This window comes from Streptomyces sp. NPDC056738 (assembly GCF_042790435.1).
Lineage (GTDB): Bacteria > Actinomycetota > Actinomycetes > Streptomycetales > Streptomycetaceae > Streptomyces.
In genome coordinates, this window is the sequence record NZ_JBHTZF010000006.1 from 73,427 (window position 1) to 86,276 (window position 12,850).

Here is a 12,850-nt window from a genome sequence, read left to right on the forward strand (position 1 = left end):
ACTCTCCCCAAGGATCCCCATGCCCACCCTGCCCTCCGAGGGTCTCGTCCGCCCCGCCGCACCCAAGCCCGGTGACCGCGTCGCGGTCATCGCCGCCAGCGGACCGACCGACCAGGAGAACCTGGAGACCGGCCTGGAGTCGCTGCGCGGGCTCGGCCTCCAGCCCGAGGTCTTCGCCTCCGCGCGGGCGACCGGCGAATACCTCGCCGGAGACGACGCGCTGCGCGCCCGCGACCTGACCGCCGCCCTCACCGACCCCGCGTTCACGGCCGTCTTCTGCGCCAACGGCGGCTACGGCGCCCAGCGCACCCTGGAACTGGTCGACTGGGACGCCATCGGCACGCCCACCCCGCGTACCGTCATCGGATTCTCCGACGTCACGGCGCTGCTGGAGGCGGTGGCGGTGAAGCTGGGCTGGGCGGGCCTGTTCGGACCGATGCCCGCCATCCGCGGCTTCCACCCCGGCCGCGCCGACTTCGACGGGCTCGCCGCACTGCTCACCGACCCGGCCTCCGTCAAGGAACTGCGCTTCCCCGACTCCATCCCCCTGGTCGGCGGCACCGCGGAGGGCGTCACCCTGGGCGGCACGGTCACCCTGCTCGCCTGCTCGTTGGGCACCGACACCTCGCTGCCCGCGCGCGGCGGCATCGTCCTGCTGGAGGACGTGGACGAGGAGACCTTCCGGCTCGACCGGTTCCTGACCCAGCTCCGCCGCGCCGGATACTTCGACGGCGCGGCCGGCATCGTCTGCGGCACCTTCACCGACTGCGGTACACGCGAGCGCGTCGAGGAACTCCTCCACGACCGCCTCGGCGACCTCGGCATCCCGGTCCTGGCCCGCGCGGACATCGGCCACGGCGTACCCCAGCAGACCTTCCCCATCGGCACCCGGGCCCGTCTCGACGCCGACGCGGGCGTCCTCACGTTCCTGGATCCCGTCCTCACCTGAGTCGCCGGCACGCCGACGACACCGACCCTCCGGACACCGTTGCCAGGTTCATCGCCCCGCCCGGATTCCCCGGGCGGGGCGGAAACCGAGCGGGAGGCCGTCGCGCGGGAACTGCCGTGCAGCCGCGGCTCCTCCGTGCCACGGGCCGGACCTGACATCGAGTCCGTATCCCGCGAGGAAAACCGAAGCCTCCGCGATCAAGCACCGGTTAATATCCGCCACATGCCCTGGATACGTCGTCGTGCGCGCAAGGATCGCCCGTCCGAAGAGCGCCTGTCCGACCTCGAGTTCCTCGCCCTCGTCAAGGCGAGCCTGGAGGAGTACGCGCCCGGTGTCACACAGGACGCCGAGCTCAAGGGCAATTCGCTGAGCAGCCCGAGCGGTTGGGCGGTGGGCGTGGCGCCGCCCCACCACGGCGGTGGCCGCCACTACGACCTCGTCGCGATGCCCGACGTGAGCCTCCAGCCGGATGTCCCCTGCTTCATGGACTGTGTCGTGGCGGTGTCCGGCGACGCCCGCAAGGCGGCAGACGTCTGGGTGCAGACGGCGGGCGCGTGCCTGCTCGAACTCCTCGACCCCCGCTCACGCTTCGCCGATCACCTGGAACCCGATGACGAGCGCGGCGTTCCGGGCTGGCACTCGATCGTCTCCGGCACGATCGCCTTCGGGCTCGACGGCGCCGAGAACCGGCGTCTGCAGACCGCTCTGCTCGACGCGAACGTGCTCCACCGCATCGCGGACAGCTTCACGGCGGAGCTGGAATCGCCGTACTTCAACGGGGTCAAGGTCTTCTACGGCGGCCGGCCGGGTGCGATGCAGGCCGAGATCCGGGTCAACGGGGAGCGCCACGAGGCGGCTTCGACCGCCATGGCGGCACTGGAACTCCCCGAGCCGAAGGTGTTCACGGTCGCTCGCCACTACGCGCTGCTCTCCCCCCTCGCACCGTGAGCCGCGGCTCGGTCGACGGTCAGGCGTTCGCCGGACCGCGAGGCCCCATCCCCCTTGAGAGCTACAGGGACTGTCCATCCGGGGGTGACTCGCGGACGTCGACGCGTCCCTAGCGTGGTCGTCAGGTCGCCACCGGTGCGACCACCACCACAAGGGGAGGCCACGATGGGCACGAGGTCCACCGCACCGCACGACACGGGCTCCGGCCCGTACGAGGAGGGCGACGACCGGGGCGGCCGTCTCGGCCGGATCGTCCGGTCTCCGCTCGGCTGGATGCTGACGGGCATCGTCGGGGTCGGCCTGGTCTCGGGCCTGACCGCGACGGGCCCCGGTCCGGTGCCGGCGCTGGGAGCGGCCGCCGCGGTGGCCGTGTACTGGGCGGTCATGCGCTTCGTCGCACGACGGTCCACGCCGGAGATCGCCCGGAGCGGGGCCGGCCGGGAGGCCTTGCTCGGCGGCGGGGTCGGTCTGGGCTTCATCCTCGTGTCCACACTGCTGATCACGGTTTTCGGGGGCTACTCGTTCTCCTGGGCGGGCAACGGCCTCGTGTCGGTCGTGTGGTCCGCGGTCATGGTGCAGATCGGCGCCGCGGTCACCGAGGAACTGCTGTTCCGCGGCCTCGCCTTGCAGGCTCTGGAGCGGTTGTGGGGCAGCCGCGCGGCCATCGCGATCACCGGGCTGTTCTTCGGCGTCGCCCATCTGGGGGCTCCGGGAGCCAACGCGTGGAGTGCGGTGGCGATAGCTCTGGAGGCGGGCGTGATGCTCGGTGCCGCGTTCCTGTGGCGACGTAGCATCTGGTTCGTCGCGGGCCTGCACTTCGCCTGGAACACCGCCGAGCAACTGCTCGGCATCCCGGTCTCCGGACACACGCCCGAGGGTCTCTTCACCGTCCACGTCCATGGCTCCGCCCTGCTGAACGGCGGCGGCTTCGGCTTGGAGACGTCGATCGTGCCCGTCGTCCTCAGCGTGCTGATCACCGTCCGGATGATCGTCCTCGCCCGCCGGAACGGCGGTCCGCTGTCGCGACGTCAGACTCAGCGGTGAGCAAGTCCGGCCGGAGGAAGAGGAAATGATGTCCCGTCAGGCACCCTGGGGTCCCCCGCTGCTCCGGACTCCACTCGGCTGGTGGAGTGCGCGCGACGCCTCGGTCAAGGACGGCGTCCTTGCGCTGACGCTCACTCTGCTGGCCTTCGTGCCGACCTTGTCGAACATCGGCGGGCAGATAGGCGATCTGCCCGAGCGGCCGGCGAGCGCCCTGGGCATCGGACTGACCCTGGCTCAGACCCTGCCGTTGGCGGCCCGCCGCCGGTGGCCCGCGGCTTGTCTGGCCGTCGTCGCCGGCGCGTTCGCCCTGCACCAGGCGCTGGGCTTCGCCACGACGTTCGGGAGTGTGGGGCTGTATCTCGCCCTGTACTCCACCGGGGCCCATCAGGTCGGCCTCCGCCGCGCCGTGACCGTCGCCGCGAGTGCAGCCTACGCCGTACTGGCCGTCGTCCTGCACCAGCTCGGCTCACCGCAGCGGATCCCGGACTACCTCGCCTTCTATCTGACGCTGGCCGCGATCTGGCTGGTGGGAAGTGCCGTGCGGACGCGGCGGGGAGAAGAGGCGGAGCGGCGGCGGCTGGCCGCCGAGGTGGCCACGGCCGCCGAGCGGGCACGCATCGCCCGCGAACTGCACGACGTGGTCACCCACCACGTGACGGCCATGGTGGTCCAGTCCGACGCGGCGCAGTTCCTGCTCACGTCCGCGCCGGAACGGGCCGCGGAGGGAATGGCGGCCGTCAGCGACACCGGCCGCCGGGCCCTGACGGAACTGCGGTACCTGCTCGGCGTGCTGGAGGCGACCGGTGAGTCCGCGGTCGCCGGGTCGGCGCACGCTGACCGGGCCCCGGCCCTGGGACGGGTGGTGGACCTGGTCGAACAGGCCCGCAGGTCGGGTCAGCGGGTCGAGTTCAGTGAGCACGGCGAGCGGCGGACGCGGTCGGTGGACGTGGAGCTGGCCGCGTACCGCGTGGTGCAGGAGGCGCTCACCAACGCGATGAAGCACGCGTCCGAGCAGATGACCCACGTCCTGGTCCGGCACCGCGAGGAGCACGTCGAGATCGAGGTGACGACCGACGCACCCGCCGCCTCCCCGGCGACCGAACCGGTCCCGAGCGTGCCCGGTCCGGCGGGCGGACGCGGTCTGGCGGGCGGACGCGGTCTGGCCGGGCTGCGTGCACGGGTGTCGATGCTCGATGGTGAACTGGAGGCCGGACCCCGGCCCGAGGGCGGGTTCGAGGTCCGCGCAACGATTCCGTCGAAGCCCGTTCAGGAGTGACCCCGTGAGCGACGCGCCGCAGCCCATCCGTGTACTCGTGTGCGACGACCAGGCATTGGTGCGGACCGGCTACGTCACCATCTTCTCCGCGCAGCCCGACATCGAGGTCGTCGGGGAGGCCGAGAACGGGCACGCGGCGGTGGAAGCCGCGCGGCGGCTGCGGCCCGACGTGGTGGTGATGGACATCCGGATGCCCCTGCTCGACGGCATCCAGGCGACCCGGCAACTGGCCGGTCCCGATGCCGGGGTCCCGCCGAAGGTGCTGGTCGTCACCACGTTCAACGTCGACGCCTACGTCTACGACGCGCTGCGGGCCGGAGCCAGCGGCTTCCTCCTCAAGGACGCGCCTCCCGCGGAGCTGGTGAACGGGATCCGTACGGTCGCCCGGGGCGAGGCCCTGCTGGCGCCCGCCGTCACCCGCCACCTCATCGGTCACTTCGCCGCACACCTGCGTCCGGCCGAGACCTCCCGGTCGGCGGCCAGGGACGACCTCGTGCGCGCGCTGACCCCCCGCGAGCTGGACGTGCTCGGCCAGATCGCGGAGGGGCTGTCGAACGCGGAGATCGCCGCGGCGCTGTTCATCACCCCCGAGACGGTCAAGACGTACGTCTCGCGGATCCTGGCCAAACTCGGCCTGCGCGACCGGGTCCAGGCGGTGGTCCTCGCCTACCGGGTCGGGTTGATCCCGGCCGAGGACTGACGGGAGCCGCCACTGCCGTACCGGGCGGGGACCCGAGCGGCGCACCAGGACGACGTGACGCTTCAGCTGAGGATCGCGTCGCGCCCCGGCAGCGGCCAGCCCGTGTAGGCCTCGGCGAGGTAGGTCCGGCCGGCCTCCGACTCCACCACCGTGCGCAGCTCCCCGAGTTGACGCCGGCGCTCGAAGGCGTCGGCCTCGGGCCGGAGGTGCAGCATGCTCGTCATCCACCAGGAGAAGTGCTGCGCCTTCCAGATGCGGTCCTGGGCCGCCTCGGGGAACGCGTCGAGCAGCGTCTCGTCCCGGTCCAGCAGCAGGGCGCGCAGTGCCTCGGTCAGCAGGACGACGTCCGCGACCGCGAGGTTCATGCCCTTGGCTCCCGTGGGCGGCACGGTGTGCGCCGCGTCCCCCACCAGCACGACCCGGCCGCGACGCATCTCGTGGGCGACGAAGCTGCGGAACCGCAGTACGTCCCGCTGGAAGATCCGGCCCTCGCGGAGTGCCGCGCCGGGGACCCGCGCCCGCAGGAGCTCCCACAGCCGCTCCTCCGAGTACGCCTCGGGGTCGGTCCGCGGATCGCACTGGAAGTACATCCGCTGTACCTCGGGGCTGCGCCGGCTGACCAGCGCGAAACCGTTCGGGGAGTTGCTGTAGATCAGCTCCTCGGCGCTCGGCGGCGCCTCGCACAGGATGCCGAACCAGGCGAACGGGTACTCCCGGAAGTAGCCGCCGAGAGCCCCGGTGACTGCTTCCCGGGCCACACTGCGTGAGCCGTCGGCGCCGACCACCACGTCGGCTTCGATCTCGACCGAGTTGCCGTCGTTGTCCTTGGCGACGACCCGCGGCCGGGCTGTCCCGGCGTCCTCCACCCGCTCCGCGGTCACCCCGAAGCGAAGGTCCTGGCCCGCGGCCAGACGCGCCGCGACCAGGTCCTTCAGCACCTCGTGCTGCGGATACAGCCACACCCCACGGCCGACCGTGGCGGCGAAGTCGACGCGGTGGCGCTCGCCGCCGAAGCGCAGCTCGATCCCCTCGTGCTTCTGACCGACCGTGAGCACGCGGTCCGACGCGCCCGTCTCGCTGAGGATCTCCACCGTGCCCTGCTCCAGGATCCCGGCCCGGATCGTGGTCTCGATCTGCTCCCGGCTGCGGGAGTCCAGGACGACCGACTCGATCCCGTGTCGGTCGAGCAGGTGGGACAGCAGCAGACCGGCGGGGCCTGCGCCGATGATGGCGACGCGGGTACGTTCGGACATGTCGTCTCCTTCGACGCGTGTCGGGATGCACGGAGTCTGTCGTCGGCGGCCCCGGCCTTTCGACGCCGATTCCCGTTCAACGGGAAGCGGATTTTCGTCAGACCTTCGTCGACCGGCGGCACAAGGCACTTGAGGTCGTCCTGCCGCGGCGGCGCACGTCGTCCCGCCCCGGTCGCGCGCCAGGGCGTGCCGCGAAGTCCCGCCCGGCGGGCGGACGACGCGACCTCGCGGACCCGCTCTAGGACCGGTGCGCGCCCAGCGCCGCCGAGATGCCGGCCGCCGCGGCCCGCAGCTCTTCGACCGCGGGCCGGGGCGGTGTGTCCCGCGGGAGTACGGCCGACAGTGCGGCGATCACCGGCCCGCGCCCTTCGCGCACCGGCACCGCGACGCCTGTGGAGACCGTCTCCACGGATCCCGGTGCCACCACGAACCCGTCCCGCCTGATGCCGGCCAGGACGGCGCCCAACCGCTTCGGATCCGTCACGGTGTCCCGCGAAACCGCCTCCAACGGGCCCCGGAGGACCCGCTCACGCAACTCCTCGGGACCGAACGCGAGCAGGACCAGGCCCGACGACGAGGCGTGCAGGGGCAGTCGGCCCGCGATCCGGGTGATGTTCGCACCGGCGCGCGGATGGGACAGCCGCTCGACGAACAGGGCCTCGTCGTGCTCCAGTACCGCCAGTTGGGTGTGCTCCCCGATCCGGGACTGGACCCGCTCCATGTACGGCAGGGCCGTCTGCCGCAGCCGCAGGGCACGGGAGCCGCGCAGGGCCAGTTCCCACAGCCGCATGCCCAGCATGACCCGATGCTCCGCGTCCTTCTCCAGGAGCCCGCACTCGACCAGTTCGGAGACGATGCGGTACGCGGTGGACGAGGGCAGCCTCGCGCGCCGTGCGATCTCCGCCGAGGTCTGCACCGTACGGTCCGTGTCGAACGTCTCCAGGACGCGGACGATCCGCTCGGCCACCGTCTCCCCGGACGTCGAGTTCGCCATCGTCAGTCCTCACTCCTGGTCCGTGCTCGCGCCAAACCCGCTGGCCCGTCTCCGAGTTGGAAGCGGACAGGGTCGGTGCGCGCCGCGCCTCAGTCCTCGACGAGGGCGTCCACCACGGCCTTGGCGACGCGGGCGGCCCGCTCGGCCGTCCAGTAGGCGGTCTCCTCCATGGAGGAGACGTGGTGGCCACGGGTCAGCGGCGACAGGACGTCGGCGGCGAGGGCCGCGTCGGTACTCCCGCGGCGAGGGCGGCGTCGTGGAACTCCTGGCGTGCTTCGCGGGGTTCCCGCCGGTCGACGCCCGTTGTATCACAGGCTGTTCTGTGGGCGACCGGACGGGCGCGGACCGACTGCGCGCCACCGTGGAATGACACCTCAGCACGGAGCCCGAGGATCTGCTTCTGCGCACGATGCGGGTCGAGAAGCTTTCCCCGGCGCACGTCGACCCGGCTCTCCGGAGCGCCTACGGCACCGCTCCGACCGGCACCGACATGGCCGCGCCCTCCATGGCGTCGGCGGGCACCTTCGCCTCGGAGTGACGCAGGTCGAGCACGATGAGGACGGCCGCGGCGACGACGAGATAGATCAGCAGGTTGATCAGTGCCTGGCTGGTTCCGTGGCCGTCGAAGTAGATGGTGCGGTGCAGCAGGATGTACCCGTTGCGCGGCGGCAGATACGGCCCGAGGTCACGCCAGAAGGCGGGCAGGTACGGCACCCCGCTCGCGCCACCGGAGGACGGGTTGCCCAGCAGGATGATCACGATGACCGTCACGAGGGTGCCGATCGGCCCCAGCAGCTTCTGCAGGACCGCGGCGACGAAGGCCACCACGGCGACGATCAGTGAGGCGATGGGCCAGGTGATCCAGAACTTGCTGCTGGGAAATCCCTGGAGCCAGTAACAGACGATCAGGTCGATGACCAGACCGCTGATCACGGCGAACCCGGCGAGCTGGGCGGCCCGCCAGCGGCCGGCCGCCCTTCCGGTGGCGGCCATGAGCAGGGTGGAGGACATGTATCCGCCGATGAGCAGCGGAACGAGCATGAGTGCCTGGACCAGGCCGAACGGGTCCTTGGGCACCAGCGGAAGCGGCGCGTACTGCTCGACCTTCAGTTTCTGCCCGGTGCCGCGGGCCGCCTCCTCGAACCGGACCGCGAGGTCGAGGGGCGCCAGGTCGCTCATGGACGGCACCACGATCAGGGTGTTCGTCCCGCCCGACGAGACCAGCGCGCCGAAGACGCGGGCCTCGTCCATGGCGGACTTCGCCGCGGCCTCGTCCGGGTACTGGGTGACCTTCAGGGAGATCTTCTTCTGGGCCTCGGTCAGCACGGGCGACGAGCCGACCGCCCCGAACGGCATGTCGGAGGCCTTGGGGGCGTGTCCGGCGCTCATGTAGGTGGTGGCGAACAGGCACTGCATGACGGCACAGATGCCGAGCGCCACGACCATCCCGATCGCGGCACGACGGCGGCTCGGGGCGCTCGCCGCGGCACCGGGGGCCGACGAGGTCTCCGTACCGCCTGCCGCGGAGGCCGACCTGGCGGGGCGGATGCGGCCGAACCAGGCGATGACGGCCGTTCCGGCGGCGGCGTACAGGAACAGCACGACCAGCGGGGTCGAGATGTCGTTCCCGCCGAAGTACAGCACGCGGTTGACCAGGGTGACCGCGCTCTGCGGCGGCAGGACCACGCCGATGTTGCGCCAGTAGACAGGCAGCAGGTACGTGCCCAGTCCCCCTGCCGGCGGACCGCCGACGGCGATGAACAGCACCGCCACCAGGAGCGTGCCCCATTTGCCCGCCAGCGCCTGCATCGCGGCGGCCGCCAGCGCCACCGCCGAGGTGATGAGCCAGAAGCACGGCAGCAGCGGCCAGAAGTGGCTGCTGGAGTACGCGCCGATCCCCAGGCCGGCGATCAGATCGGTCAGCAGCGCACCCACCAGGGCGTACCCGATCAGGATGGCCGCCCGCCACGGCGCCGCGGCCACGCCGTGAGCCGCCTTGAAGACGAACACGGCGGCCAGATAACCGCCGATCAGCAGGGGCAGCAGCAGCAAGGACGTCACCGCGCCGATCGGGTCGCTGGAGGCGAGGGGCGCGACCTGCTGCACGGTGACGGGCCGGTGCAGCTTGTGCGCGGCGGCCACGAACGCCGGCTCCAGCTCGGTCTGGGCGAAGAAGCTCTTGGCCGGGACCACGACCAGGGTGTCGGACGCACTCGTGCTGAGGTACGCGCCGTACAGCTCGCCCCGACGCGCCGCCTCCATGACCGCCGACTCGTTCGGATAGGAGGTCAGGTCGAGTCCGGCTCGGGAGGCCACCTCGGCGACCACGGGAGAGGGCGGTCCGGAGACGCCGAAGGGCATGTTCCGCGGCACCAGGAGCTGTTGGGCGCTGACGAGGCACAAGGCCAGCAAGGCCTGGGCGACAAGCACCACGGCCAACGGGACGACGATCTTCAGGACGCCGCCGCGCCCCTGCGCGGCGGGAGCCGCCTGGGCCGGTCGCGTCGCCATCGCGCTCCTCCGTCAGCATTCGCGGCCCGGACGCGCTCGGCGGTCCGGGTCTCCTTCCCCCGGCAATCACCACACGGGCTCGATCGTGCGGCAACTCGGAGGGCTCCGACGGATGAAGCGGCTACGCCAAGGGGAACGCCGTGGTGCGCGTCCGCGCCCGCGCACAGGTATGAGGAGACGATCGGCAGGCGGGCGGGCGGAGAGTGAACGCCATGCAGGCGGAGTTCACGGAACGGTCGCCCGTACCGCCCGGCCTTCGACGGCCGGGGCCAGCAGAACCAGGGTGTCCCCCGGATCGGGTCGCGGGGCGTTGTCCTCGGTGACGGGCTCCAGCCGGTGGCCCGGGCGCACCACGAACAGCAGGTCACTGTCGGCGGGGACGCCGTCCTCGGCGGGGACCGCCACGATGGTGCTGCCCTCCTGGTGCCGGCGGGCGAGGGCGGGGCCCGTCAGATGCGGCCCGAACAGAATCTCGCCGCCGCGGTAGGGATCCACCGCGCCATGGCTGCCCTGTGCCGCGCCCACGCGCAGGACCGGTCCCTCGACACCGCCGTGCAGCACCGCGGTCGCCAGGGCGTTGAAGTCGTCCTCGCCGGTGAGGAGGAACACGCCGGTGATTCCTTCCAGCTCCGCGCCGGAGCCGGTGGCGTTGCCCAGCATGGCGCCCGGCGCGATCTCGAGTCCGGCTCGCCGGATGCGGTCGCGCTGCTCGTCGCGGCCTGCCCACATCAGCACCTCCATCCCGGTGGATCTCAGGGTCGCGCCGAGGTCGAGGACCCATGGGTCGCCGCCGACCAGGAGCGGGCGTGAACGGGACGGGCGTTTCACCCGCAGCAGCCGGGCCACGGGGGCCGCCGTGAGTCCGTAGAGGGTGACGGTGGCGACGATGACGACGAAGGTCGCCGGAAGGATCTTGGCCGCGCCGTCGATGTGATCGGCCACGAGCGCCGAGGTGAAGGTGGAGGCGGTGGCGGCCGCCACGATCCCGCGTGGCGCCATCCATCCGATGAAACACCGCTCGCCCCGGGACAGGTCGGTGCCGAAGGTGCACATCGCGACGACGAGGGGCCGGACGACGACGACCAGGAAGGCCGCCAACCCGAGTGCGGGCAGGCCCACATGGTCGAGCGAGGCGGGGGTGACGGTGGCCGAGATCGACGTGAAGAGCAGCCCGATGATGAGGCTGACCAGTGTCTCGAAGAACTGGCGGCGGACGGGGATGTCGATGCGGGAGATGTTGGCCACCGACAGGCCCATCAGCACGGCGGCGATGAGTCCCGAGTCGTCGCGCAGGATGTCGCAGCCGGCCGCCACACCGATCACGGCGGCGAGTTGGGCCGCGGTGCCGAGCACCTCTCCGGGCCGCACCACGCGGAACAGTGCCCACAGCACGGCCGCCCCGACCACACCTCCGGCCACGCCCGTGCCCACGCTGGCCGCGAAGTGCGCGATCCCGCCGGACGCGGTGGGCTGGGTGCTGGCGTCGACGGCGTGGAAGACGACGGCGCCGAGGATGCCGCCGACGGGGTCGATGAGGGAGCCCTCCCACACGAGGATGTGCAGGAGGCGGTCCTTGGGGCGGACGATGCCGAGCAGTGGCCCCACGACGGTGGGGCCCGAGACCACCAGGACGGCGCCCAGCGTGATGGCCGCCTGGTGGGACATGCTCAGCAGCGGAATGGCGAGCGCGGCGCCGAGCAGGCAGGTGGCGGGGACGCCGAGCCAGATCAGGCGGGTGACGACCGTGCGGTTGTGGCCCCTGAACCTGTTCAGGTCCAGGCCGAGGCCGGCGTCGTAGAGGATCACGGCGACGCCCAGGGTCACCAGCGGGGAGAAGGCCGGGCCGAGCAGTTGCTGGGGGTTGACGTCGTCGATCAGCGCTCCGGCCGCGAACCCGACCGGGAGCATGACGATCAGCGAGGGGATGCGCAGGACGCTGGCCAGCAACTGTGATCCGACGGCGAAGACCATGATCAGGGCCACGCCGGTGAGCACGTCATCCGTCGTCACGAACAGTCCTTCTCTCGGGAAGCCGCGGGAGCGGTGGCGCGTCAGGTGGTCGACGCCCGGCCGCGCAGGCCGATCCGCCGCCACAGGGCTCGCTGGAACGTGAGCGTCACGACGCCGACGACGATCAGCAGCAGGATGTTGAGCAGCAGTTGGAGGAACGAACCGCGGGCCTCGCTCCAACTGGAGTACGCGAGGGCGACCCCCATGTCGGCGGCGGCGGGGATGGTGGTGACCGAGATGAAGACGCCGAGCAGGGCGGTCGTCCTGGCCTGCGTCAGCGAGACGATCCCGACGATTCCGGCCAGTACGGCGACGGCCGCGGAGAAGAAGCCCGGAGTGTCGATCAGGGTGGTGACCGGTCTGACGCCCAGCCCGAACAGTCTCGGTGTGAGGCCCAGGCCCCTGACCGCCCACGAGAACAGGAACGTCGCCAGGACGGCCAGCGCGAATCCCCTGGTCAGGGCGAGCAGTCCCTGGCGGACCCTGGCACCGTTGCGGCGGTCGATGCCCAGGGCGACGCTGGCGACGGCGCCGTACTCGGGCCCGACGACCATGGCCGCGACGATCAGGATCTGCGAGTTGGTGAGGATGCCGACCGCCCCGATCACCCCGGCGATCACGAGGTAGAGGTAGAAGCTGGGGCCGTACGTGCCCTCGGCGCGGATGCGCGCCTCGACCTCTTCCCACACCGGCGTGTGGGCCAGCGGCCCCAGCCGGCGCTGCTCGGCCTCGGCGGCCTTGTCGGAGAACGCCGTGTCGACGGGTTCGATGACGATGGATCCGCGGGAGTCGATCTCCAGGGCGCGCAGGCCGCGCAGCACGGTGCTCGCGTCCCCGGCCAGCACGTCGCACTGGATGGCGTCGCCCGCCGGATTGCGGGCCTCGCCGGAGAGCACGAGGTTGAACACACAGCGGTCGTCGGAGAGGAGCTCGACGGTCCGGGGTGTGAGGTCGGGCGGGCTCACCAGTCGAACGTGGATCAGGTCCAAGGCCAGTCTCCCAGCTCTGCCGACGGTGGGGCCGGGTGCTGTGGACCAGGGCCGGCATGCACTTTCAGTGACGGATCGGGACAAAAAGTAGCAGCGATGGCCGGTGATTCACCGCTTCGGCGGCGTGTGGCGATGCCGCGACCAGGGACGGATAGTGGAAGCGGACGTACAAGGGG

The 12,850-nt window shown here is 71.6% G+C and carries 10 protein-coding genes; 5 read left to right on the forward strand and 5 right to left on the reverse strand.

Translation table 11 applies throughout. From position 1 onward, the window contains the following. The first annotated feature begins 19 nt into the window (after positions 1-19). The 5 genes from ACFRIC_RS17380 to ACFRIC_RS17400 all read left to right on the forward strand — a co-directional run bounded on the left by ACFRIC_RS17380 (position 20) and on the right by ACFRIC_RS17400 (position 4,917). Complete coding sequence (locus ACFRIC_RS17380; RefSeq protein ID WP_382786160.1) at positions 20-949, forward strand: LD-carboxypeptidase; 930 nt, start codon at positions 20-22, stop codon at positions 947-949. 222 nt (positions 950-1,171) lie between these two features. Then, positions 1,172-1,897, forward strand: coding sequence for a DUF6348 family protein (locus ACFRIC_RS17385; RefSeq protein ID WP_382786163.1), 726 nt, complete (start codon positions 1,172-1,174; stop codon positions 1,895-1,897). A 165-nt stretch (positions 1,898-2,062) separates the two neighbouring features. Further along, on the forward strand, positions 2,063-2,941 hold the full coding sequence (locus tag ACFRIC_RS17390; RefSeq protein WP_382786166.1) for a CPBP family intramembrane glutamic endopeptidase: 879 nt from the start codon (positions 2,063-2,065) through the stop codon (positions 2,939-2,941). Positions 2,942-2,966: 25 nt separating this feature from the next. After that, a complete protein-coding gene (locus tag ACFRIC_RS17395; RefSeq protein WP_382786169.1) occupies positions 2,967-4,217 on the forward strand; it encodes a sensor histidine kinase in 1,251 nt (416 codons plus the stop codon). Positions 4,218-4,221: 4 nt separating this feature from the next. Further along, on the forward strand, positions 4,222-4,917 hold the full coding sequence (locus tag ACFRIC_RS17400) for a response regulator (RefSeq protein WP_382786172.1): 696 nt from the start codon (positions 4,222-4,224) through the stop codon (positions 4,915-4,917). 62 nt (positions 4,918-4,979) lie between these two features. Here the strand turns inward: ACFRIC_RS17400 and ACFRIC_RS17405 are convergent, their stop codons facing one another. The 5 genes from ACFRIC_RS17405 to ACFRIC_RS17425 form a co-directional block, all read right to left on the reverse strand. Continuing rightward, positions 4,980-6,170: a 4-hydroxybenzoate 3-monooxygenase gene (locus ACFRIC_RS17405; RefSeq protein ID WP_382786175.1), complete on the reverse strand. Its 1,191-nt coding sequence runs from the start codon at positions 6,168-6,170 to the stop codon at positions 4,980-4,982. 238 nt (positions 6,171-6,408) lie between these two features. Beyond that, on the reverse strand, positions 6,409-7,164 hold the full coding sequence (locus ACFRIC_RS17410; protein WP_382786179.1) for an IclR family transcriptional regulator: 756 nt from the start codon (positions 7,162-7,164) through the stop codon (positions 6,409-6,411). A 462-nt stretch (positions 7,165-7,626) separates the two neighbouring features. Further along, positions 7,627-9,675 carry a hypothetical protein gene (locus ACFRIC_RS17415; protein WP_382786183.1) on the reverse strand — a complete coding sequence of 683 codons (2,049 nt, stop codon included), beginning with the start codon at positions 9,673-9,675 and terminating at the stop codon, positions 7,627-7,629. A 225-nt stretch (positions 9,676-9,900) separates the two neighbouring features. Further along, positions 9,901-11,685 (reverse strand): cation:proton antiporter, encoded by a 1,785-nt coding sequence (locus ACFRIC_RS17420; protein ID WP_382786189.1) that lies wholly within the window; start codon positions 11,683-11,685, stop codon positions 9,901-9,903. Positions 11,686-11,726: 41 nt separating this feature from the next. Continuing rightward, positions 11,727-12,674 carry a DUF389 domain-containing protein gene (locus tag ACFRIC_RS17425; RefSeq protein WP_382786192.1) on the reverse strand — a complete coding sequence of 316 codons (948 nt, stop codon included), beginning with the start codon at positions 12,672-12,674 and terminating at the stop codon, positions 11,727-11,729. Positions 12,675-12,850: the final 176 nt, after the last annotated feature.

Coding starts and splice junctions, on each gene's coding strand:
- ACFRIC_RS17385 (WP_382786163.1), top strand. CDS start 1,172: ATGCCCTGGATACGTCGTCGTGCGCGCAAGGATCGCCCGTCCGAAGAG.
- ACFRIC_RS17405 (WP_382786175.1), bottom strand. CDS start 6,170: ATGTCCGAACGTACCCGCGTCGCCATCATCGGCGCAGGCCCCGCCGGT.
- ACFRIC_RS17410 (WP_382786179.1), bottom strand. CDS start 7,164: ATGGCGAACTCGACGTCCGGGGAGACGGTGGCCGAGCGGATCGTCCGC.
- ACFRIC_RS17380 (WP_382786160.1), top strand. CDS start 20: ATGCCCACCCTGCCCTCCGAGGGTCTCGTCCGCCCCGCCGCACCCAAG.
- ACFRIC_RS17390 (WP_382786166.1), top strand. CDS start 2,063: ATGGGCACGAGGTCCACCGCACCGCACGACACGGGCTCCGGCCCGTAC.
- ACFRIC_RS17395 (WP_382786169.1), top strand. CDS start 2,967: ATGATGTCCCGTCAGGCACCCTGGGGTCCCCCGCTGCTCCGGACTCCA.
- ACFRIC_RS17415 (WP_382786183.1), bottom strand. CDS start 9,675: ATGGCGACGCGACCGGCCCAGGCGGCTCCCGCCGCGCAGGGGCGCGGC.